Origin of the sequence: Pseudomonas brassicacearum subsp. brassicacearum, assembly GCF_008801605.1 — a bacterium.
In the GTDB taxonomy this organism is placed as follows: Bacteria; Pseudomonadota; Gammaproteobacteria; order Pseudomonadales; family Pseudomonadaceae; genus Aquipseudomonas; species Aquipseudomonas brassicacearum.
The window spans coordinates 1,250,847-1,272,844 of record NZ_VZPJ01000001.1 but is presented as its reverse complement, the minus strand read 5'-3'; the positions used below and the strand labels follow the sequence as shown (position 1 = coordinate 1,272,844).

22 protein-coding genes are annotated in these 21,998 nt (G+C 61.6%); 9 read left to right on the top strand and 13 right to left on the bottom strand.

What is annotated here, in order from left to right; genetic code table 11:
• Positions 1-59 precede the first annotated feature (59 nt).
• A complete protein-coding gene (locus F7R20_RS05675) occupies positions 60-950 on the top strand; it encodes a pseudouridine synthase (protein WP_003199453.1) in 891 nt (296 codons plus the stop codon).
• A gap of 140 nt (positions 951-1,090) precedes the next feature.
• Here F7R20_RS05675 and F7R20_RS05670 read toward each other — a convergent pair whose 3' ends face one another.
• Entirely contained in the window at positions 1,091-1,312 is a 222-nt protein-coding gene (locus F7R20_RS05670) for a YgdI/YgdR family lipoprotein (RefSeq protein WP_003199454.1), read from the bottom strand.
• A gap of 75 nt (positions 1,313-1,387) precedes the next feature.
• The gene (mobA, locus tag F7R20_RS05665; protein ID WP_003199456.1) at positions 1,388-1,990 is read right to left on the bottom strand and encodes a molybdenum cofactor guanylyltransferase MobA; all 603 of its coding nucleotides are present in this window, start codon (positions 1,988-1,990) and stop codon (positions 1,388-1,390) included.
• Between the two features lie 78 nt (positions 1,991-2,068).
• Here mobA and moaB point away from each other — a divergent pair, with 78 nt between their 5' ends.
• Together moaB and F7R20_RS05655 are read left to right on the top strand one after the other, a co-directional pair.
• Positions 2,069-2,608: a molybdenum cofactor biosynthesis protein B gene (moaB, locus tag F7R20_RS05660; RefSeq protein WP_003199458.1), complete on the top strand. Its 540-nt coding sequence runs from the start codon at positions 2,069-2,071 to the stop codon at positions 2,606-2,608.
• A 22-nt stretch (positions 2,609-2,630) separates the two neighbouring features.
• Positions 2,631-3,818 carry a molybdopterin molybdotransferase MoeA gene (locus tag F7R20_RS05655; RefSeq protein ID WP_161796646.1) on the top strand — a complete coding sequence of 396 codons (1,188 nt, stop codon included), beginning with the start codon at positions 2,631-2,633 and terminating at the stop codon, positions 3,816-3,818.
• Between the two features lie 59 nt (positions 3,819-3,877).
• Here the strand turns inward: F7R20_RS05655 and F7R20_RS31870 are convergent, their stop codons facing one another.
• Positions 3,878-4,186, bottom strand: a complete 309-nt coding sequence (locus F7R20_RS31870) for a hypothetical protein (RefSeq protein ID WP_223524573.1) — start codon at positions 4,184-4,186, stop codon at positions 3,878-3,880.
• Positions 4,187-4,533: 347 nt separating this feature from the next.
• Between F7R20_RS31870 and yegS the strand changes: the two genes are divergently transcribed.
• Positions 4,534-5,451 carry a lipid kinase YegS gene (gene yegS / locus F7R20_RS05645; protein WP_003199462.1) on the top strand — a complete coding sequence of 306 codons (918 nt, stop codon included), beginning with the start codon at positions 4,534-4,536 and terminating at the stop codon, positions 5,449-5,451.
• Here yegS and F7R20_RS05640 read toward each other — a convergent pair.
• The 3 genes from F7R20_RS05640 to F7R20_RS05630 form a co-directional block, all read right to left on the bottom strand.
• On the bottom strand, positions 5,435-6,094 hold the full coding sequence (locus F7R20_RS05640) for a response regulator (RefSeq protein WP_003199464.1): 660 nt from the start codon (positions 6,092-6,094) through the stop codon (positions 5,435-5,437). The two genes, yegS and F7R20_RS05640, sit on opposite strands and share 17 nt — an antisense overlap.
• Positions 6,091-6,984 carry a sensor histidine kinase gene (locus F7R20_RS05635; protein ID WP_003199467.1) on the bottom strand — a complete coding sequence of 298 codons (894 nt, stop codon included), beginning with the start codon at positions 6,982-6,984 and terminating at the stop codon, positions 6,091-6,093. The genes F7R20_RS05640 and F7R20_RS05635 overlap by 4 nt, the downstream gene beginning before the upstream one ends.
• A gap of 233 nt (positions 6,985-7,217) precedes the next feature.
• Positions 7,218-7,688 carry a hypothetical protein gene (locus F7R20_RS05630; RefSeq protein WP_003199471.1) on the bottom strand — a complete coding sequence of 157 codons (471 nt, stop codon included), beginning with the start codon at positions 7,686-7,688 and terminating at the stop codon, positions 7,218-7,220.
• A gap of 482 nt (positions 7,689-8,170) precedes the next feature.
• On the opposite strand from F7R20_RS05630, the gene F7R20_RS05625 reads away from it, so the two are divergent.
• Both F7R20_RS05625 and F7R20_RS05620 read left to right on the top strand, forming a co-directional pair.
• The gene (locus F7R20_RS05625; RefSeq protein WP_003183670.1) at positions 8,171-9,094 is read left to right on the top strand and encodes a chemotaxis protein CheV; all 924 of its coding nucleotides are present in this window, start codon (positions 8,171-8,173) and stop codon (positions 9,092-9,094) included.
• Between the two features lie 71 nt (positions 9,095-9,165).
• On the top strand, positions 9,166-9,975 hold the full coding sequence (locus F7R20_RS05620; protein WP_003199473.1) for an MOSC domain-containing protein: 810 nt from the start codon (positions 9,166-9,168) through the stop codon (positions 9,973-9,975).
• Positions 9,976-10,059: 84 nt separating this feature from the next.
• Here F7R20_RS05620 and ppnP read toward each other — a convergent pair whose 3' ends face one another.
• The 6 genes from ppnP to F7R20_RS05590 all read right to left on the bottom strand — a co-directional run bounded on the left by ppnP (position 10,060) and on the right by F7R20_RS05590 (position 17,759).
• Positions 10,060-10,344, bottom strand: a complete 285-nt coding sequence (gene ppnP / locus F7R20_RS05615) for a pyrimidine/purine nucleoside phosphorylase (RefSeq protein ID WP_003199475.1) — start codon at positions 10,342-10,344, stop codon at positions 10,060-10,062.
• A gap of 93 nt (positions 10,345-10,437) precedes the next feature.
• Entirely contained in the window at positions 10,438-10,980 is a 543-nt protein-coding gene (locus F7R20_RS05610) for an exonuclease domain-containing protein (protein WP_003199477.1), read from the bottom strand.
• 62 nt (positions 10,981-11,042) lie between these two features.
• Positions 11,043-13,013, bottom strand: coding sequence for an acetyl/propionyl/methylcrotonyl-CoA carboxylase subunit alpha (locus F7R20_RS05605; RefSeq protein ID WP_003199479.1), 1,971 nt, complete (start codon positions 13,011-13,013; stop codon positions 11,043-11,045).
• Positions 13,014-13,147: 134 nt separating this feature from the next.
• On the bottom strand, positions 13,148-14,305 hold the full coding sequence (atuD, locus tag F7R20_RS05600) for a citronellyl-CoA dehydrogenase (protein ID WP_003199481.1): 1,158 nt from the start codon (positions 14,303-14,305) through the stop codon (positions 13,148-13,150).
• A 33-nt stretch (positions 14,306-14,338) separates the two neighbouring features.
• The gene (gene atuC, locus F7R20_RS05595) at positions 14,339-15,955 is read right to left on the bottom strand and encodes a geranyl-CoA carboxylase subunit beta (RefSeq protein WP_003199483.1); all 1,617 of its coding nucleotides are present in this window, start codon (positions 15,953-15,955) and stop codon (positions 14,339-14,341) included.
• 13 nt (positions 15,956-15,968) lie between these two features.
• The gene (locus F7R20_RS05590) at positions 15,969-17,759 is read right to left on the bottom strand and encodes an acyclic terpene utilization AtuA family protein (RefSeq protein ID WP_003199485.1); all 1,791 of its coding nucleotides are present in this window, start codon (positions 17,757-17,759) and stop codon (positions 15,969-15,971) included.
• Between the two features lie 180 nt (positions 17,760-17,939).
• Here F7R20_RS05590 and F7R20_RS05585 point away from each other — a divergent pair, with 180 nt between their 5' ends.
• The 3 genes from F7R20_RS05585 to F7R20_RS05575 all read left to right on the top strand — a co-directional run bounded on the left by F7R20_RS05585 (position 17,940) and on the right by F7R20_RS05575 (position 20,542).
• On the top strand, positions 17,940-18,566 hold the full coding sequence (locus F7R20_RS05585) for a TetR/AcrR family transcriptional regulator (RefSeq protein WP_003199486.1): 627 nt from the start codon (positions 17,940-17,942) through the stop codon (positions 18,564-18,566).
• Positions 18,567-18,681: 115 nt separating this feature from the next.
• Positions 18,682-19,458, top strand: a complete 777-nt coding sequence (locus F7R20_RS05580) for a substrate-binding periplasmic protein (protein ID WP_027912685.1) — start codon at positions 18,682-18,684, stop codon at positions 19,456-19,458.
• 70 nt (positions 19,459-19,528) lie between these two features.
• On the top strand, positions 19,529-20,542 hold the full coding sequence (locus F7R20_RS05575; RefSeq protein ID WP_003199490.1) for a GNAT family N-acetyltransferase: 1,014 nt from the start codon (positions 19,529-19,531) through the stop codon (positions 20,540-20,542).
• Positions 20,543-21,207: 665 nt separating this feature from the next.
• Here F7R20_RS05575 and F7R20_RS05570 read toward each other — a convergent pair.
• A complete protein-coding gene (locus F7R20_RS05570) occupies positions 21,208-21,756 on the bottom strand; it encodes an RNA polymerase factor sigma-70 (protein WP_003199492.1) in 549 nt (182 codons plus the stop codon).
• Positions 21,757-21,998: the final 242 nt, after the last annotated feature.

Genomic DNA, 21,998 nt, shown 5'->3' with positions numbered 1-21,998 from the left:
GGGCTGGCCTGTGCGACTGTCGGATAATACCGCCTCGCAACAATGCCTAAGAGTTTTCAATGTCCGGTTCATCGTTTTCCGCCGCTCATCATCAGGCCAGTACGCTGTACCTGCCGCCCGGTTCCTGGCAGACGGTGCTGGAGTGCCTGTGTGAGCATTTCAGTGCCATCAGTCGCGAACAGTGGCTGGACCGGATCGCTCGGGGCCGGGTATTGGACGGGGAGGGCAAGGCCATCCAGGTCGACTTGCCCTACCGTGAGGGCCTGCGCATCCACTATTTCCGTGAAGTGCCCGATGAGAAGCCGATCCCGGTGGTGGAGTCGATCCTGTATGCCGACGAGCACCTGGTGGTGGCAGACAAACCGCATTTTCTGCCTGTCACCCCGGCGGGCGAATACGTCGAGCAAACCTTGTTGCGACGGCTGATCCGGCGGCTGGACAATCCTCATCTGGTGCCCCTGCACCGCATCGACCGGCACACGGCCGGGCTGGTGTTGTTCTCGGCCAACCCGAACACCCGCTCGGCGTATCAGTCGTTATTCCCGACGCGGCAGATCGAAAAACGCTACCAGGCCATTGCCCGCGCGTTGCCCGGGCTGACCTTTCCGCGGGTGCATAAAAGCCGGATGATCGATGGCGAACCGTTCTTCCGAATGCAGGAAGGGCCGGGCGAGCCCAATACCGAAACGGCCATCGAAGTGCTGGAAAGGAACGGCGAGTTTTGGCGCTATGGCTTGTATCCGGTTACGGGTAAGAAGCATCAGTTGCGGGTTCACATGAATGCCCTTGGGGCGGGGATCTGCAATGATCCGTTTTATCCTGATGTGCTTCGGGATGTTGAGGATGATTACTCGAATCCTTTGAAGCTGCTGGCTCAAGGGTTGCGTTTTGTTGATCCGGTTACTGCTCAGGACCGGGTGTTCGAGAGTGATATTGTGTTGCGGTGGTAGTTTTTTGTTCGGGGTATGGTGTGTATATCCGTTACCAAAAAAAGCGGATATACGCCCAAAACCAAGCCCCAAAAAAAACGGCGCTCCCCTCTTCAGGAAGCGCCGTTTTTTCTAGCGACTTAGGGCAGCAGCGTTACAGATTACAAATCCTTAACGGTACGAACCTGATCTTTGTTCACGCGAGTCTGCTTGCCATCCAGTTGCTCGAATTCGTAGAAGCCGCTTTCTTCATCGTAATGTGGGGTATCGACGGCCTGGATTTCGCGACCGTCATTCAAGGTGATCACTGTTGGCGAAGCGCACCCGGCAAGGGTGGCGAGGCCCAGAGCGAGCATGAACGTGGCGAGGGTCCGTTGTGTCATGGTGTTTCTCCGAAATGGATTCTTCAAGTTACTGACCTTCAGACGTATACATTGCGCGCAAGTTCCTGGCTAGTGTCAATCTGACACGCCTTTGTGTTGGGCCAGCAGTTCCGGGGTGTTCAGATTTGCCAGCCGCGGATCGTCGGCAGGGCATTGCAATGCAACCGCGTGCAGTGCGCGCATGATACGACCGGGGCTGCGTTCGCCTTCGCGCCAGGCTTGTTCGAAGCTTGATGCCAGGAACAACGGGATGACACACAACAGCGGCTCCCAATGCTCGCCGTGCCGCACCATCAGCGGCTTGTCGGGGTGCTGGCTGGCCGTCTTGCGCATGTTGTCGAGCAGGCTCGAGTCGATTTGCGGTACGTCGCACGGCAGCACCAGCAAATACGGATGCTTCGCAGCCTTGAGGCCTGCCCGGATACCTGCCAGTGGCCCGGGAAAGTCGCCTTCCTCGTCATGCACCAACTGATCGGCATACATCGCATAATGTTGCGGGTTGCGGTTGCAGGAGATGATCAGGTCATCGCTCATGGCCCGGGTCTGGCGATGCAGATGGGCAATCAGCGGTTCGCCCTGCCACGGCACCAGGCCTTTGTCCTGGCCGCCCATGCGTTGTCCGCGCCCGCCCGCCAGGAGCAGGATGGAGCAGGGTGGCAGTGACGTATTCGAGGTCATGGCGTGTCTCCGCACGGGCGAAAAAATGAAGCGCTGTGATATAACACCGGGCTGTTTCCTTCACAACTGGACTAGCCTATGAAAGCCAAGGCTGATGTACCTTTCGTGCCGCTCAATATCGCGGTACTGACTGTCAGTGATACCCGTACCCTGGAAACCGATACGTCCGGGCAGCTCTTCGTCGATCGGCTCACGGCGGCCGGCCACAACCTGGCGGAGCGGGTCCTGCTCAAAGATGATTTGTACAAGATCCGGGCGCAAGTCGCGACCTGGATTGCCGAGGACGTGGTGCAGGTGGTGCTGATCACCGGCGGCACCGGCTTCACGGGGCGTGACAGCACGCCGGAAGCCGTCACGTGCCTGCTGGACAAGCAGGTCGATGGCTTTGGCGAGTTGTTCCGACAGATATCCGTGGCCGACATCGGCACTTCCACCGTGCAGTCCCGCGCGCTGGCAGGCCTGGCCAATGGCACGCTGGTGTGTTGCCTGCCGGGTTCGACCAACGCGGTGCGTACCGGATGGGATGGCATCCTGGGCGAACAACTGGATGTGCGGCATCGGCCGTGCAACTTCGTGGCTCATTTGAAACAGGCAGCGCCTTGTGAATCTCGCGGGTAAACCGGGCAAGGCCGGCGCCTTGATGGCTGTTGAGGTCGCGTTGGAGCGACTGCTCGAGATGGCCGCGGCCACGCCGATCGTCCAGCGCGAGCATTTGCCTTTGGCCGCGGCGCTAGGGCGAGTGCTCGCCGAGGATCTGGTGTCGACCCTTGATTTGCCGCCATGGCCCAACAGCGCCATGGACGGTTATGCCTTGCGGCTGGCTGACTGGAACGGCGAGCCGTTGAAGGTCAGCCAGCGGATTTTTGCCGGGCAGGCCCCGGAGCCGCTGGCCGTTGGCACGTGCGCGCGGATCTTCACCGGGGCGCCAGTCCCTGCTGGCGCCGATTGCGTCGAGATGCAGGAAAATGCCGTGGTTGAAGACGACCAGCGGGTGCGGTTTACCGAGTCCATGGTCGGCGGACAGAACATTCGCCCCCAGGGGCAGGAAACCACCGTCGGCGAGCAGGTTCTCTCTGCCGGTACTCGCCTGGGGCCGATCGAGCTGGGGCTTGCGGCCTCCTTGGGCTGTGCATCGCTGGACGTGGTGCGCAAAGTCCGCGTCGCAGTCCTGTCCACGGGGGATGAGTTGGTCGAACCCGGTCAGGCGTTGGGCCCAGGCCAGATCTATAACAGCAACCGCGTGCTGCTGTGTGGCTGGCTGCAACGCATGGGTTGTGAAGTGATTGACGCGGGTATCCTGCCCGACGATTTATCGGCCACCCGCGAGCGCCTGGCACAGTTGTCTGATGTCGATCTGATCCTGTCCACCGGTGGAGTATCGGTAGGGGAGGCGGACTTCCTGGGCATCGCCTTGCGCGAGGACGGCGAGCTGGCGCTATGGAAACTCGCCATCAAGCCGGGTAAGCCGCTGACGTTCGGGCATTACCGTGGCGTGCCGGTCATAGGCCTGCCTGGAAACCCTGCCTCGACCCTTGTGACTTTCGCACTGCTGGCGCGGCCCTACCTGTTAAGACGCCAGGGCGTTCTGTCGGTGGCGCCGCTCAAGTTCAAGGTGCCGGCCGGTTTCGCCTGGCCGAAGGCAGGCAGTCGACGAGAATACTTGCGAGGCCGCATGGAGAATGGTCGAGCGATCATCTACCGCAATCAAAGCTCGGGTGTCCTGCGCAGCGCCGCCTGGGCCGAAGGGTTGGTCGAAGTGCTCGAGGGACGGACGCTGGTGGAGGGCGATGAAGTGGGCTTCATTCCCTTGAGCGAAGTCCTGGGCTAACACTGTGGCAGGTGTTCTGCGGCCCGAGCCGGATCCTCGGGCCTTCACGCGCCTCACCTTCATCGTGTGAGCAGCATCACCACCTGATCGAATCGATTGTTCGCAATCCAGCCCAGCAGGCCGAGCACCACCGCTGCAGCGCCAGCCGAATAGGCCAGCCTGTGGCGGATCACCTTTACGTCGGTGCGAATTTCATCCATGTCTTTGCGGATGTATTTGAGGTGGGTTTCCAGTTCAACGACGCGCGGTTCCAAATCAATTCCTCCAACGGGATTACTGCAACTTTTGCATTCGTTCTGAGTATCGGCCCGCCCGCTTCCAAGGGGCGCGCGCTGCTGGGGCAACAGCTTGTATTCACGGTTATGCATGGGACGGATCATCCCCTTGGCCATAACTGTTCGAACGACTGATCCGGCCCCAGCGGGCCGTGACGTATCCATCCATGGGTAATTGCTTCCTTGTCTGATGAGGGTTTTAGCGTTCCAGCAAAACAGAAGACCAAGGTGTCTCAATACCGCTAGAGGGTCAATTGAGCTGATTCGCCAGATCTTGTAAGAAAACTCTTCGAATCAAGACGTCCCGGTCGAACGAGCTGCCCTGCGGGTTTTCTCCCGGGGGCAAGCCTTCCTGCTTTTTTAATAAATTGAGATGTTTCGGGCTTTTTCGCTCGAATGAGCGGTCCCATTTCCTGAACCTTCCAATGACGGAGACAACGATGAGCAAAGGCAAGGCGCTGTTGATTTTGCATGGCAAGCAAGCGCTCAACGAAGAGGTTCGCGCGGCAGTGATGCTCAAGCGCGAGCAGGGCTGGGACCTGGCGGTACGGTTGACCTGGGAGGCGGGTGATGCCCAACGATGCGTCGATGAGGCGCTGGAGGCCGGTTATACGCAACTGATCGCCGGCGGCGGTGATGGGACCTTGCGTGATATCGCCGAAGCGATCGTCCTCCATTCGAGTGATGCCAGCCTGGTACTGCTGCCGCTGGGCACTGCCAACGATTTCGCCCGGGCGGCCGGTGTTCCGTTGGAGCCTGCGCAGGCCCTGGATTTGCTCGACGTTGCGCCGCAGGTCGTGGATGTGGGTGAAGTCTGCGGTCGGATTTTCCTGAACATGGCCACCGGCGGATTCGGCAGCCAGGTGACGGCGAACACCTCCGAGGACCTGAAGAAAGTCCTGGGAGGTGCGGCCTACCTGTTCACCGGCCTGTCGCGATTCAGCGAGCTGAGTGCCGCCTACGGTGAGTTGCAAGGCCCCGATTTCCACTGGCAGGGCGATTTGCTCGCGCTGGGTATCGGCAATGGCCGGCAGGCAGGGGGGGGCCACGTGCTGTGCCCGGAGGCGTTGGCCAATGATGGGTTGCTGGACATCAGCATCTTGCCGGCGCCTCAGGAAGTGGTCAGTACGTTGAAGGACTTGCTGGCGGGTGGCCTGGGCATCGACAACATGTTTGTCCGCGCGCGCTTGCCATGGGTGGAGATCAAGGTCGCGCAAGGCCTGGATATCAATCTCGATGGCGAGCCGTTGCAGGTAGACACCCTGTGCTTCACTGTCCACCCGAAAGCGCTGCGCGTGCACCTGCCGCCCGATTCGCCGCTGTTGGGCGGCGCGACGGCGATCAATCGTCCAGGCTGATGATCTGTTCGCGCACCGCGAACAGCACAAGGCCGGCCACGTCATGGATCTGCAGGCGCTTCATGATTTGCGCCCGGTGGGTTTCCACGGTCTTGATGCTCAGGTTCAGGCCATTGGCTATTTCCCGGGTGGACTTGCCGCGCACGATCAGCCGCAGTATTTCCAGCTGGCGTGCCGTCAGGTTATGGGCCCGGGCAGGGTCCGACTGATGCTTCTGGACGCGGGTCAGCGCCTGGTTGATCACGGTATGGGCGATGGCCGGGCTCAGGTAGCGTTCGTTGTTGCGCAGCGCCTCCAAGGCGTGTTTCAGCTCATTGGCGGTGGTGTCCTTGAGCAGGTAGCCATGGGCGCCGGATTCCAGCGCCTGCATGATCAGCGCTGGATCCGTATGCATGGACAGGATCAGTACCTTGCTGTGGGGGCGTGCCCGCTTGAGCTGTTGCAAGGCGTCCAGGCCGCAGGTGTCCTTCATGGAAATGTCCAGCAGCACGATATCGGGGTTCAGCCGTTCGACCAGTTCGACCAATTGCGTGCCATCACTGGCTTCGCCAATGACGGCATAGCCCGGGATATCCATGACCAGCGCGCGTACGCCGGCCCTGATCAGGGAGTGGTCATCTACCAGAAGCAAATTACAAATCAAAGGAAAACCTTATTCTTACTGGCTCGTTCCAGGGCTCGCGGTGCCCAGGGGAAGCGTGCTTCGATGTGCGTGCCTTTTCCGGCCTCGCTGATGACCTTGAGGGTGCCGCCCAATTGTTCGACCCGCTCCGACATGCCGGCCATGCCCCGTTGACCTTCGCGAGCGGGGTGGGTGGCCGGGACAAACCCCTGGCCATCGTCGCTGATCAGCAGGGTCAGGCCGTCAGGCAGGCGTTGCAAGCGTACCAGCAGATTCGTCGCTCGGGCATGACGCAAGATGTTGGTGACCGCTTCCTGGGTGATCCGGAACACCGCGACCGACATTTCCTCCGGGATGCCAGCCATGCGCTGTTGGCAATCGAGGCTCCACTTCACCGGGGCATTGGCCAGCGTCTTGAGCAGGTGCGCCCGCAGGCTGGCCTCCAGTCCGAGGCTGGTCAGTTGCCGGGGGTTGAGGATCGCCGATACGTCGCGGACCTTGTTGAGGGTTTCGTCCAGGGTCTCGCAGAGTAGCGTGCATTGGCCTTGCAATTCTTCCGGCATCCGCCGCTTGAGCCATTCGCCTTGCAGTTTCGCCGCGGTCAGCAACTGGCCAATGTCGTCGTGCAATTCGCGGCTGAGGCGATGACGCTCGTTTTCCTGGACCTCAAGCAACCGGTCGGCCAGTTCCTGGGGCTGGAACTTGATGGATTTGCGTGACAACCGATGGTGGATCCAGACACAGGTCATGGCCGCCACATTCAGTGCCAGCAGGCTCAACGGCACCGTAGGGGCGAACAGGTAGGCCAGCAGGCAGCCGACGGCCGAGCAAATGCACAGTAATAATGTGAAGCGACGGGCGTTTTCTCGGGAGGGAGGCCAGGTGATGAGTGACTTGAGGCTGGCGTACATAGCGGATGGAGCCAATGAATGTTCGCTGCGGGCTGGCCGGTCAGCGCATCTGACAGGCCCGGTCGGGTAAACGTTTCAGGTCGAGGGCAGCTTCGGTCGGCGGCTTTTACGGCGCTGTCTTGAAGTGGCTGACGCGCGAGATAGTACCACTTCACCTATCGTTGGTCGCGCTCGGCATGGCGCGGTGTAAGCGCTACGTACCAGGCACGCGGCACTGAGCCGGCATCATCGTCTCAGGCTTGTTTCTGGGGGTAGGGTACCAACGCCAGCGGACGTGACGCTGCCGATGCCTGGTCGGGGCTCTGGCCTACCTGGAAAGCGAATGCCTCGATCAACAAGGTCTGTTCGCTGCTGTCCAGGCCCAACTGGCCGGTGGTGTGATCGACCAGTTCCAATTGCCAGGCCATCAGGGTCAAGCAATCCTTCAGGGCGTCCAAGGCCTGGTCATGCAACTCCATGTGGTTTTGCGCGTGACTGAGCAAGCCATGAATATGCAGTGAAAACTCCGAAACGGCTTCCAGCGCCAGGGCATTGGCCTTGTTCGACAGTTTCAGCAAGGTGCTGAGCATGCAATCGATGGCGTCCTTGTCGTTGTTGATCAATTGCAGATGGCTCAGGCATTCCTCCGACTTGGCCAACAGCGTCTCGGCCTCGATCAGAAGCTCGGGAAGACGCTGACTCCAGTTCCTACGATCGTTCGGCATGCTTATCTCCACAACATCATGTCAGGCGAAAGAAAACCGCTTATGGCGAACGGCTGGATCTCAAGGTCGACCGCGGTCGGACGCACAGCGACACTTCCCTGCCGTTTAGCGAAAGTGAATTCGCAAACAATTGCACGGATGGGATCGGCCGAAAGGCTGGAGGTCCGATGTCCTGTGGTCGCGCACAAAAGCCTGACTCCGTTCAGCAATGAGAATGGCGTCACATTAATGGCTATTGGATAACGGGAATATCAGGTTGGACCTGATTGTGCCTAGGGGAATCCCTTAGACAGGGGAACTTTGCACGCAAACCAGGGTCGCGCGGCAGAGAAAAATTGCAGATGAAGTCATGAAGCCAGTAAAGCATGATGTTAATGTGACATCAATGCCCCGCGCTTGTATTTTATCCGGGGGTCAAGATTCGGCTCGTGCAGCCGATATCTCATTCATTGGATTCATCCGAACAAGCCCAGGAGTCATCGATGGCCGGCATTCTCGACACAGTAGATCAACGAACCCAACTGGTGGGTGAGAATCGCCTGGAAATTCTCATGTTCCGCCTGGCGGGTCGACAGTTGTTCGCCATTAACGTGTTCAAGGTCCAGGAAGTCCTGCAACTGCCGAAACTGACCCTGATGCCGCAGCGCCACCCGTTCGTGTGCGGCGTGGTCAATCTGCGGGGCCAGACGTTGCCGGTGATCGACCTGTCCCAGGCCATTGGCATGCGTCCGCTGGTGCCGGGCCCCAACAGCACCATTATCGTGACTGAATACAACCGCTCGGTTCAGGCATTTTTGGTGGGCGGCGTCGACCGCATCGTCAACATGAACTGGGAAGCCATCCTGCCACCGCCGACCAGCGCTGGCCGTGAGCACTACCTGACGGCCATCAGCAAGGTGGACGATCAGTTGGTGGAAATCATCGACGTGGAAAAAGTCCTGGCCGAAATCGTTCCGTACAACGCCAAGGTCTCCCGGGACAAGCTCGAAGACCCGGTGCTGGAGCGCGCCCGTGGTCGCGAAGTGTTGCTGGTGGACGACTCCAACGTCGCGCTCTCGCAACTGCGCGATACCCTGGGGCAACTGGGCGTGAAAATGCACATTGCCAGCGACGGCCTCAAAGCCCTGAACATGCTCAAGGCCTGGGCCGATACCGGCGAGGTGATGACCGATAAATTGCTGATGATCTTCACCGACGCGGAAATGCCGGAAATGGACGGCTACCGCCTGACCACCGAAATCCGCAACGACCCGCGCTTGCGTGGGCTCTATGTCGTACTGCACACCTCGCTGTCCGGCAGCTTCAACGATTCGATGGTCAAGAAGGTCGGTTGCGACAACTTCCTCTCCAAATTCCAGCCGGACAAGCTGGTCGATGTGGTGCGCCAGCGGCTGATGCTCGACTGAAACCGATGGTGGTTTGCTTCAATGGCCGGCTCGTATAAGGTGGCATTTTTTCGCCACCAGGGAAGTTGACCATGTTGCGGCTGAGCGCGCTGTATCGGTATCCGTTGAAGTCCGGCAAGGGCCAGCCCTTGCAAGGGATCGGCCTGGACAAGCTCGGGCTGGACGGTGACCGACGCTGGATGCTGGTGGATGAGGGCACGGGGCGTTTCCTGACCCAGCGCGCCGTGGCGAAGATGAGCCAGCTCTCAGCCTCGTGGAACGAAGCGGGCGGCCTTACGCTCAGCGCGCCGGGCCATGGCGCCATCGACGTGCCGCTACCACCAGTGGTGGAGGAACAGCGGCGCGGGGTGATCATCTGGCGTGACACCTTGCGTGTGCCGGATGCCGGTGACGAGGCCGCGGCCTGGGTCAGCGAATTCATCGGCAATCCTACCCGCCTGGTGCATGTGCCGGTGGATCTGGCGCGTACCACTGCCGCCGGTTATGGCAAGGATGACGACAAGGTTGCCTTTGCCGATGGTTTCCCCCTGCTGCTGATTGGCCAGGCGTCCTTGCAGGACCTGTCGAACCGGGTCGGTCGTTCGCTGGAAATGTTGCGCTTTCGCCCCAACCTGGTGGTCGAGGGCAGCGAGGCGTTTGCCGAGGACGGCTGGAAGCGCATTCGTATCGGCGAGGTTGAGTTCCGGCTGGTCAAGCCATGCTCACGTTGCATCATGACCACGGTCGATCCGCAAACCGGCGAACGCGATCCGAATCGCGAACCCTTTGCCACGTTGCAGCAATACCGTTCGACACCGGACGGTGCGATGTTCGGTCAGAACCTGGTCAACGACAGCAACGGCCGGCTTGAAGTCGGCATGCCGGTTGAAGTGCTCGAATAAAAAGATCCGTAAACAAAAATGCCCGTGTCACTGGACACGGGCATTTTTGTTTATCACGCAACCGCTTTTGTGATGAGAGCAGGCTTAGCCGCGGTACTCACACAGGTAAGCGGTATCGACGGCCACTTTGAGCTGGAACTTGCTGTTGGCCGGAACATTGAACTGGCTGCCGGCCTCGAAGATTTCCCAGTCGGTGCTGTCCGGCAGCTTCACGGTCAGCGCGCCGGAGACCACGTGCATGATTTCCCGTTGGGCCGTGCCGAACTCATATTCGCCCGGTGCCATGACGCCGATGGTCGCAGGGCCTTCGGCTGTGCCGAAAGCGATCGACTTGACGGTGCCGTCGAAGTACTCGTTGACTTTAAACATGGGCGATTCCTCGAAAAAGGGGCTGAAAAAGGCCGGCCAGTATGCACAAGGCTGCAACATTCGTCATCTGCCGCACTGGGAGGTGGCTTACGCTCAACCCGGAAGCACCAAGGGCAACAACCGCGCGGTATTGCGCGCGTCTTCCAGCGCACGGTGCTGTTGACCGCAGAATTGCAGGCCAGCCAGTTGCAGCGCGCCATTGAGCCCCAACGGTCGCTCCAGCCGACGGGCCTTGGCGAAGCGTTGCTTGAGGTTCATGTGCGGTACCTGGCCGAGGACACTGTGCAACTGCTGGTGCTGCCATTCCTGAAGCAGTTGCTTGCGGTCGTAATCGCCCCAACTGACCCAGCTTTCCAGCTTCGACTGATACGGCGTCAGCCAGCGCTCGAACGCCGGCCAGACCTCGGTCAAGGGCGCGGCACTGTCGATATTGGCCTGGGTGATGTGGGTCAGTTCGCGACAGAAGGGCGTGAGCAGCGGTCGCCTCAGGGGCCGCACGAAGCGCTGGAAATGATCCACTTCGCGGCCGTCACGATTCACCAGCGTGGCGCCGATTTCGATAATTTCCATTTCGGTTACCGGCCAGCCACCTTCATCGGTGGTGGCCTCCAGATCAATCACCAGCCAGTGAGGCATTGCAGGGTTCCCGGTATCGGCGTGCTGATGGGTTTGAGCGTAGTCAAACCCTCGGCATCCGACTAGTGGGCTGTTTCAACGCGCAACAAAACCTGGCGGTTTTTCACCTGGTCCCCCCGCGTGACCTGCAATTGCCTGACCACGCCGTCGACGCCTGCCTTGAGTGGGTGCTCCATTTTCATGGCTTCAAGCACCATGAGCAGTTGGCCTTGGCGCACCGTGCTGCCTTCGCGGACCAGCAGCTCGACAATGGCGCCGTCCATGGGCGCCTTGAGCGTGCCGTCGCCGGGGCTGGTCTTGGCGGCGATGGGGGCCAGGGTTCGATCTTGCAGGTGCAGGCCGCCAGGGCGGGTGAACAGCCAGAGATCGTTGCCATCGAGGCGCCAGGAATGCCGCCGGCGAATCCCATCGATCATCAGTGTCGCGCCATGGGGATCAGCGTCGAGCAGCCTCAGTTCGATCAAGCACCCGGCACTGCGTATGTTGAGTGTGCCGTCGGCTTCGGCCACCAGGCTCAGCGTCCAGTCGTGCTCCCCGACGCCGATCCGGTAGTGCAGCGCCGCGCCGATGCTGTTGCGCCATCCGCCCAGGCCCGGTGCGCGTTGTGCTTGCGAGGCCAGATAAAACGCCGCCGTGGCGATGGCGAGTTGTTCGGCAGAGGGATCGAGGGGCTGGAGCGCCCCATGATTGGCAAAGTGCTGCCCGATGAATCCGTTGCCGAAGTCGCCGTCGATGAACCGCGGGTGTGCCAGCAACCCGACGAGCAATCGCTGGTTGCTCTGCACGCCAAGCAGTACGCAATCTTCCACCGCTCGCAACAATTTGCGTCGGGCCTCCTCGCGAGTGGCGCCGTGGACGATGAGCTTGCCCAGCATCGAATCGTAGAACGGCGTGATGGCCTGGCCCTCCAGCAGGCCGTGGTCAATTCGCACGCCGTCCCGTATGGGCGGCTCCCAACCGATCAACTGCCCGGTCTGAGGCAGGAAATCGGCCGCCGGGTCCTCGGCGTACAGCCGCACTTGCATGGCATGGCCGCTGAGCGTCACCTGCTCCTGGCGCAGGGGCAGCGGCCTGCCGGCGGCGACGTCCAATTGCCAGGCCACCAGATCCAGGCCGGTGATCAACTCGGTGACCGGGTGTTCGACCTGCAGGCGCGTGTTCATCTCCAGGAAGTAAAACCGACCGTCCGCAGCGAGCAGGAACTCCACGGTCCCGGCCCCGACATATTTCACTGCGCGCCCCACCTTGAGTGCCGCATCGCCCATGGCCTGGCGCAGGTCGGCGGTCATGACCGGGCAGGGCGCTTCCTCGATGACTTTCTGGTGGCGCCGCTGGATCGAGCAGTCCCGTTCGCCCAGATGGATCAGCTGACCGTGGTGGTCGCCGAAAATCTGCACTTCCACATGCCGCGGATCGATCAGGGCCTGTTCGAGGATCAACTCGTCGCTGCCAAAACCGTGCAGGGCTTCCGAGCGCGCGCTGCGCAACTGCTCCAGCAGGTCCTCGGCCCTCTGGACCAGGCGCATGCCTCGGCCCCCGCCACCGGCGCTGGCCTTTATCATCAACGGGTAGCCGATGCGCCCGGCTTCGCGCTGCAGCGTGTCGTCGTCCTGGGCGGCGCCCTGGTAACCGGCGATGCAGGGAACGCCGGCTTCAATCATGGCGATTTTTGCCCGGCGCTTGCTGCCCATCAGGTCGATGGCCTCGGGGCTGGGGCCGATGAACACGATGCTGGCCGCTTCGCAGGCCTTGGCGAACCCGGCATTTTCCGAAAGAAAGCCGTAGCCGGGATGGATCGCATCGGCACCGCAGCGCCGGGCTGCATCGAGAATCGCCGAGGGGTTGAGGTAGGACTGCTGCACCGCGGCCGGGCCGATCGGCACGGCTTCATCGGACATGCGCACGTGCAGTGCATCGGCGTCGGCCTCGCTGAACACCGCCACCGTGCGATAGCCCAGGGCCTGGGCGGTGCGCTGGATCCGGCAGGCGATTTCGCCACGGTTGGCGATGAGGATTTTGCTGAAGGCGGGCATGGGGTCATTCCTGGGTTTTTGCGGTGTCTGTCTGGGCCTCATCGCGAGCAAGCTTTGCTCCCACAATGCCCGGTGAGTGCATTCAGCTGTGGGAGCAAAGCTTGCTCGCGATGGCGGTCTGGCAGGCGATGTACTCAGTTTTTCTTCCCCGGCAAAATCCCCATGAGCTTGCAGATGATGCCCAGCATGATCTCGTCCGCACCGGCACCTATGGACACCAGCCGCACGTCGCGATACGCCCGGGCGACCGGGTTGTCCCACATGAAGCCCATGCCACCCCAGTATTGCAGGCAACTGTCGGTGGTTTCCCGGGCCAGGCGTCCGGCCTTGAGCTTGGCCATCGACGCCAGCCGCGTGACGTCCTGGCCGTTGATGTACTGCTCGGTGGCCTGGTAGACCAGCGCCCGCAGACATTCGATCTCGCTGGCCAGTTCCGCCAGGCGAAAGTGGATCACCTGGTTGTCGATCAGGGCCGTGCCGAAGGTCTTGCGTTCCTTGCAGTACGCGATGGTGCTGGCGATGCAATGCTCCAGGCCCTTGAGCATGTTGGCCGCGCCGAACAGGCGTTCTTCCTGGAACTGCAGCATCTGCATCATGAACCCGGCGCCTTCCTGGCCGATGCGATTGCGTTGTGGCACCCGCACGTCGTCGAAAAACACCTGGGCGGTTTCCGAGCTGCGCATGCCGAGTTTGTCCAGGTGCTGGCCGAGGCTGATGCCGGGGCTGTGCATCGGCACCATGATCAGCGATTTGTTGACGTGGGGCTTGTCGTCCGAGGTGTTGGCCAGCAGGCAAATGAAATCGGCGCTGGGTGCATTGGTGATCCACATCTTGCTGCCGTTGATGACGTAGTCGTCGCCGTCCTTGCGCGCCGTGGTCTTGAGGCCGGCGACGTCGGAGCCGGCGCCGACCTCCGAGACGCCGATGCAGCCGACCTGTTCGCCGCGGATGGCCGGGCGCAGGAATGCTTCACGCAACTCATCGGAGCCGAAGCGGGCCAGGGCCGGGGTGCACATGTCGGTCTGGACGCCGATGGACATGGGCACGCCGCCGCAATGAATGGTGCCGAATTCCTCGGCCGCGACGATCGAATAGCTGTAGTCCAGGCCCATGCCGCCGAAGGCAGCTGGTTTGGAAATGCCCAGCAGGCCCAGCTCGCCGGCCTTGCGGAAAACCTCGTGGATGGGGAAACGCCCGGCCTTCTCCCATTCGTCGACGTAGGGGTTGATATCATGCTCGACAAACTGGCGGACGGTGCGCCGCAGTGCTTCGTGTTCCTGGGTGAAGATCATTTCTAGTGTTCTCCTGTGAGCCGTGGAGCGTCCTCAGAAACGGGCCACGCCGAAGCTGTTGGCTTGCAGTGGCCGCTGCTCGGCCTCGTGACAGATGTCTAGCAGATAGCCCAGCAGTGTGCGGGTGTCGCGCGGGTCGATGAGCCCGTCGTCCCACAGGCTGGCGCTGCCGTAGAGAGCGGTGGACTGGCTGTCGAGTTTCTGCGCGGTGGTTTGCTCGAGCAGGTCCAGCATCTTCGGGTCGGGGGTCAGGCCGTTCTTGATCTGCGTGGCCTCGGTGACCATGCGCAGGACCTTGCCGGCCTGGGCGCCGCCCATCACTGCCGTATGGCTGTTGGGCCAGGCGAAGATGAAACGTGGGTCCAGCCCACGCCCGCACATGGCGTAATTGCCGGCGCCGTAGGAGCCGCCCACCACGACGGTCAGCTTGGGCACTCGGGCATTGGCCACGGCCTGGATCATCTTGGCGCCGTGCTTGATCACCCCTTGTCGCTCCGACTCGGTGCCGACCATGAACCCGGTGGTGTTGTGCAAAAACAGCAACGGCGTGCGGCTCTGGTCGCACAGCTGGATGAACTGCGCGGCCTTGCTGGCGCCTTGCGGCGTGATCGGTCCGTTGTTGCCGATCAGGCCGCAGGCGTGGCCGCGAATGTGCAAGTGGCCGCAAATCGTCTGGGCGTCGAACTCGCTTTTGAAGGCCAGGAAATTCGAGCCGTCGGCGATGCGGGCGATGATTTCCTGCACGTCATAGGGTTTCTTCGGGTCGTCGGGGACCAGTCCCAATAATTCGTCGGCGGGGTAGAGCGGCTCCGTCCACGTCCGTTCGAGCTGTGGCGGTAGTTGCGCATTCCAGGGCAGCAGGCTGAGGATCTCCCGGGCCAGGCGCACGCCGTCGGCGTCGTTCTCGGCCAGGTATTCGGCGGTGCCGGCCACCTGCGCATGCATCTGTGCACCGCCCAGTTCCTCCTCGCTGGCCACTTCGCCGGTCGCGGCCTTGAGCAACGGCGGCCCGGCCAGGAACAACCGCGCCTTGTCGCGTACCACCACCACGTAATCCGACAGCCCTGGCTGATAAGCCCCGCCTGCGGTGGCCGAGCCATGCACCACGGTGATCTGTGGCAGGCCCATGGCCGACATGCGTGCCTGGTTGGCGAAGCAGCGCGCGCCTTCGACGAAAATCTGCGCCGCGTAATTGAGATTGGCGCCGCCACTTTCGGCGAGGGTGATGACCGGCAGTTTGTTCTCCATGGCGATCTGTTGCAGGCGCAGGGTCTTGTACAAGCCGCTGGGGGAAATCGTGCCGCCCTTGATTGCGCTGTTGTTGGCCACCACCAGCGCCCGCACCCCGGACACGTAGCCGATCCCGGCGATCAGGCCGCCGCCGGCCTGGCTGCCGTCCTTGTCGTCATGGAGTTTGTAGCCGGCCAGGCTCGCCAGTTCGAGGAACGGCGCGCCAGGGTCCAGCAGCAGGTTCAGGCGCTGGCGCGGCAACAACTGGCCGCGCTGGTCGAACTTGCCCTGGGCCTGGGCGGCTTTCTCCAGCACGGCCTGTTCGAGGTGGCGCAGCTGTTCGACACCAGCCAGCATCGCCGCGTGGTTGCGTGTGAAATCAGTACTGTGAGGATCAAGGTGCGATTCGATGACTGGCATTGGCGACCGTCCCTTAGTTGACCTGGTCGGCGATGCCTTGCGGCACCGGAATCTGAATCTCCAGCAACTGCTGGGCGAACGCCTTGCCCTGGGGATCGATGCGCAGGCTGGCGACACCGCCGCCGCCGAGGGCGTTTTCCAGCAGGAAATTCAAACTGTGGGTGCCCGGCAGGTACCAGCGTTCGACCCGGCCCAAGCGCGGGTCGAGCACGTGGCTCATCCAGTCGACCATCACCTCCGGTGTCAGCGCTTCGGCGATCCAGGGCAGGTATTCGGGTTCTCGGGCGATCACGCCAATGTTGCTGTGGTTGCCCTTGTCGCCGGAGCGCGCCACCGCCAGTTTGACCAACGGCACGCTGGCATCGGCCCGGCCCTGGGGTTTTGGCAGGTCCGGGGCAACGGGCAGATCGACGGTGTGCAACGGTTCGAACGCGGGCAGGGGGCAAGGGTGACGCTGGCCGTCGAGTTCGATGTCGAGCCGGCAAGTGGTTTTGTCGATCAGGAACGAGAACAGGCGAATCAACGGCGACACCGCCGGCCGGCCACCGACCAGCCCCGTCAGCCCTGGCGCCATGCCGGTGGCGGCTTGGGCGATCTCCCTGGAAAACAGCACCAGCGGCTGTTTGTCCGAGTGCCGTACCGCCAGCTTGATCACCACCTCACGGCTGTCCTGGCGTTGGCCGTGCTGGCCGTAAGTGGCTTCGCTGCCCAGCAGTTCGATGTCCACTTCGCTGTAGGGCGCCCAGCCACGCTGGCTGAACATCTGTGAGGTCTTGGCGACGATTGCCTGGCTGACCCGTTCAGCCTTGGCCACCGCATCAATGCCGGCGATCAGGCAGGTGGCGGTGCAGCGCCAGCCGTCCAGCCAGGTGGCGCTGACCTTGTATTGATCGGTGGGTGGCAAGCCCTTGGCGCCGTGGACGCGCACGGCGTGCTTGCCTTGCTGGATCAACCTGACCTGGCTGAAGTCACAGACCACGTCCGGCAACAGATAGCCTTGCGGGTCGCCGATTTCGTAGAGCAACTGCTCGCCGACGGTCAATGGCGTGACCAACCCGCCGCTGCCTTCGGCTTTGGTGACCGTGAACTGGCCGTCGGCGCTGACCTCGACGATGGGAAAGCCGATGTGCTCGTAATCCGGCACTTGCTGCCAGTCGGTGAAGTTGCCGCCCGTGCACTGGGCGCCGCACTCGATCAGGTGCCCAGCCAGTGCGGCCTGGGCCAATCGGTCGTAATCGTCCCAGGCCCAGCCGAATTCATGCACCAAGGCGGCGCTGACCACGGCGCTGTCCACTACGCGGCCGGTGATCACGATATCGGCCCCCAGGCGCAACGCCTCGACGATGCCGGGCGCGCCAAGGTAGGCGTTGATGGACACGCACGCGCAGGGCATTGGTTCGCCACTGAACATTTCGCGAATGCCCTGGGCGGCGAGTCGATCGAATTGCGGTTGCAGGTCATCGCCCAGCAGCACGGCGATCCTCAACGGCACGCCGGCCTGATCGCAGGCCGCTTGCAGGGCCTTCGCACAGGCTTGGGGGTTGACCCCGCCGGCGTTGCTGATGACACGGATGCCGTGGTCATGCAAACGCCGTAGCAGCGGTGTGAGGACCTCAATGAAGTCCGTGGCATAACCGCTCGAAGAATCCTTCAGGCGCGCCCCGGCCATGATCGATGTCGTCACCTCGGCCAGGTAGTCGAACACCAGGTAATCCAGCGCCCCGCCCTCGACCAGTTGCGCTGCCGCTGTACAGGTATCGCCCCAGAAGGCGCTGGCGCAACCGATACGGATCGTTTTTGGCATGGCGTTCCCTCCGGCAAAGGTGGTTCGAGACTACCAAGCAAGCGCTTGGTTTGTAAACGACCGCTGGTTCTTCTGGCCGAGCGCTTGCTTGGCTGCCTCGGTCAGCTTAAATTGCCCGCGCCACTGATGGTTTGGTGTGCAATGCTCGCGCGTGGGTTGATCGACTGTAGGAGAGAATGGGTGGACGAGCAAAAAGCCCTGGGCGTGATGCGGGAGCTGGTCGACAACGGGCAACTGACCGACCCGGACAGTGCTCGCGGTAAACTGCTCCAGACCGCCGCCCACCTGTTTCGCAACAAAGGCTTCGAGCGCACCACGGTGCGTGACCTGGCCAGTGCCGTGGGCATTCAGTCGGGCAGCATCTTTCACCATTTCAAGAGCAAGGACGAAATCCTGCGGGCGGTGATGGAAGAAACCATCCGCTACAACACCGCATTGATGCGCGCCGCCCTGGCCGAGGCCGACAGCGTGCGTGAGCGGGTATTGGCGCTGATCCGCTGCGAATTGCAGTCGATCATGGGCGGCACCGGCGAGGCCATGGCGGTGCTGGTCTATGAATGGCGTTCGCTATCGCAGGATGGGCAGCGGCATGTGCTGGCCCTGCGTGATATTTATGAGGACTTGTGGCTCGAGGTCCTGGGCCAGGCCAAGGAGGCCGGGTATATTCGTGGAGACGTGTTCATTACCCGGCGGTTCCTCACGGGAGCGCTGTCCTGGACCACCACCTGGTTTCGCGCCGAAGGCAGCCTGAGCCTCGATGAGCTGGCCGAGCAAGCCCTGATCCTGGTGCTTGAAGAAAAACAATAATCGAGCAGTGCCTTGAATGACCGAGTGGCTGGCTAAGTGGCTGAAACCGCCTAGCTTGATTGTTATTGATGGGACTTTTGGGGAGTGGGTTATCTTGACGTTTTCGCCGATGGGGATGACCTCGCGTCTGGTGCTGGCTGCTCTGGCCGTTTTGCTGGCGTTGCCGACCGAGGCAGCGCAACTGGTACGGATCGGCGCGGCGCATTTTCCGCCTTATACCGTTCGTCCCGAGAACGGCGCCGACACCGGCCTGCTGCCGCAAATGGTGGAGGCCTTGAACCAGGCGCAAACCGACTATCAGTTCGTGCTGGTGCCGACATCGATCCCGCGCCGCTTCAATGATTTCAAGCAGGGCCGGGTCGACATGGCGATCTTCGAGAACCCGGCCTGGGGCTGGCAGGACGTGCCGCACACCTCGGTAGACATGGGGCTGGAGGATGCGGAAGTCTTCGTCGCCCAGCGCGAGCCGGATCGACAGCAAAGTTATTTCACCGACCTCAGGGGCAAGCGCCTGGCACTGTTCAGCGGTTATCACTATGCCTTTGCCGAATTCAACGCCGATCCCAAGTTCCTTACCGGCCAATACAACGCCACGCTGACGTACTCCCACGACAGCAACCTGCTGATGGTCTTGCGCGGGCGCGCGGATATCGCCCTGGTGACCCGTTCGTACCTCAACGATTACGTGTTGCGCAACCCCGAAGTCGGCCCGCAATTGCTGGTGTCTGAACGCATCGATCAGGTCTACCACCATTACGCGCTGATCCGCCCACAGGCGCCCATTTCCAGTGAGGCGTTTGCGCAGTTGCTGCAAATGTTGCGGGATAACGGTCAGTTGCTGAAGATTTTCCAGCCCTACCAGATTCATCTGGTGCCCATGCATTCCCATTGAATGCGCCACTAAATTTCCCTTCCTGGCTCACGTCCCACGTTGACTACCGACGAATACGCGAGCCCCTCCCATGTCCAACCTCAACCCCCCGACGACGTTGCCCTTGCCCGGCGGCCGTCGCCTCGGCGCCGATGAAACCGAACGCCACCTGAGCCTGATGCTCGAAGGTGCGCCGCTGATCCGGCTGCGCCTTGCGCGCGGTCCCGAGCTGCACGTGCACTTGCAGGAACTCGACGATCGACCGGTGGGCCCGGCGCTGTGGGCGGCCTGCTATTGGCTGTTTGCTCGCGACTCCGACTGCCAGCGCCTGACCTGGCACCTCGACGAGCGCCCAGGCGAAGCCTTGCTCAGCGGTTTGTTGACAGCCACTGAACGTGCCGGTGAATACATTTGCGAGCGCACGATGTTCTGGCAATTGCCGCAGCCCTGGCTGGGAGTGTCGTTCAACGGCAGTTATCCACAACACATGATCATCACCGATGGCCAGCGCCATCCACGCCGGCCCATCAAGCCTCGTGGCGAGGTGTACCGGCGTTTCGATGCGCGGCTGGGCGCCTGGGTGTCCTTGCGCACCTTGGAAATCGAGCAGGACCTTACGCGTTTCAACCGCTGGCAGAACAGCCCGCGAGTGGCGAGCTTCTGGCAGGAGGAGGGGAGCCTGGAACAGCATCGCGAGTACCTGGGCAAGCTGCAGGCCGATCCCCGGGTCTTGACCCTGATCGGCTGCTTCGATGACCAGCCGTTCGCTTATTTCGAAACCTATTGGGCCAAGGAAGATCGGATCGCGCCGTTCTATGACGCCGGCAACTACGATCGCGGCATCCACATGCTGGTGGGCGAAGAGCAACACCGGGGGCCGCACAAGGTGGCGAGCTGGTTGTCGGCGCTGGTGCATTACCTGTTCCTGGACGACCCGCGCACCCAGCGCGTGGTCGCCGAGCCCCGGGCCGACAATGCCCGGATGATCGGGCACCTGCACAACCAGTGCTTCCATTGTGAAAAGGAATTCGATTTCCCCCACAAGCGCGCGGCGCTGATGATCCTGGGGCGTGAGCGGTTTTTTGATCGGTGTGGATTGATGTGAGGTTTGGCATGGGGCAGGTAGTGGTCATCAGGCCGCCATCGCGGGCAAGCCTTGCTCCCACAGGCTCCGGGCTTCACACACTATTTGCCCGCCAGAAAAACCAGTGGGAGCAAGGCTGCTCCCACAGGCTCCGGGCTTCACACACTATTTGCCTGCCAGAAAAACCAGTGGGAGCAAGGCTGCTCCCACAGGCTCCGGGCTTCACACACTATTTGCCCGCCAGAAAAACCAGTGGGAGCAAGGCTTGCTCCCACAGGCTCCGGGCTTCACACACTATTTGCCCGCCAGAAAAACCAGTGGGAGCAAGGCTTGCTCCCACAGGCTCCGGGCTTCACACTCTATTTGCCCGCCAGAAAAACCAGTGGGAGCAAGGCTGCTCCCACAGGCTTCGGGCTTCACACACTATTTGCCCGCTAGAAAAACCAGTGGGAGCAAGGCTTGCTCCCACAGGCTCCGGGCTTCACACACTATTTGCCCGCCAGAAAAACCAGTGGGAGCAAGGCTGCTCCCACAGGCTTCGGGCTTCACACACTATTTGCCCGCTAGAAAAACCAGTGGGAGCAAGGCTGCTCCCACTGGCTCCGGGCTTCACACACTATTTGCCTGCCAGAAAAACCTGTGGGAGCAAGGCTTGCCCGCGATGGGGCCGGAACTGACACCTCATATCACCGCCGGGCGAAGGTATCCCCCCGAACCCCCGACACCTTGCGGCAATGCACCAGGGCATCGCGGATCATGAAGTTCACCAGGGTCGGCGAGACACCCAGCTCCTTGGCGATGTCCTTCTGCGGCACGCCATGCAGGCGATACATCTCGAAGGCATAGCGGGTGCGGCTGGGCAGTTCGGTCAGCGCGTCGGCGATGTGCTCCAGCGTGGAAAAGTTGATATGGGAGGTTTCTGGCGAAGCACCCTGGATCACCACGTTCAACCCTTCCTCTTCCGGCCCCGAGTATTTCAGTTCCAGCGCCTGCTTGCGGTAGTGGTCGATCGCCAGGTTGCGCACGATCTGGAACAGATAGCTGAGCTGCGCCTTGAACGAGGAGGTGATCTGGGGCGCCGATTGCAGCCGGAAAAACGCGTCCTGCACCACATCTTCGGCACGGGATCGGCAGCCGGTAATGCGTGCCGCGATCTTGACCAGGATCAATCGGTTGTCCACGAATGCCTGGAGTAACGGTGAGTCGCACCTGCTTGTGGATACTTGTTCCGTCATGGAATTCACCTTGCTGCAAAAAGTTAGCAGGACGTCCGGATGCCGCACTCGTCCTACACATCGAGCGCCAAATTAGGCTTAATGATAATGATTGTCAATTGAGAAGAAGAATTATTGATGATGCAGCGTCCAGCCTTGATGCTGCGACTCATTGCCGCGGCGCGTGGCTGGCGGATGCTTCGGTTCGATGCCTCGGTGAGTAGGCTCCTCGACTAATTATTTGTCGGGACTATCCGTTCCCA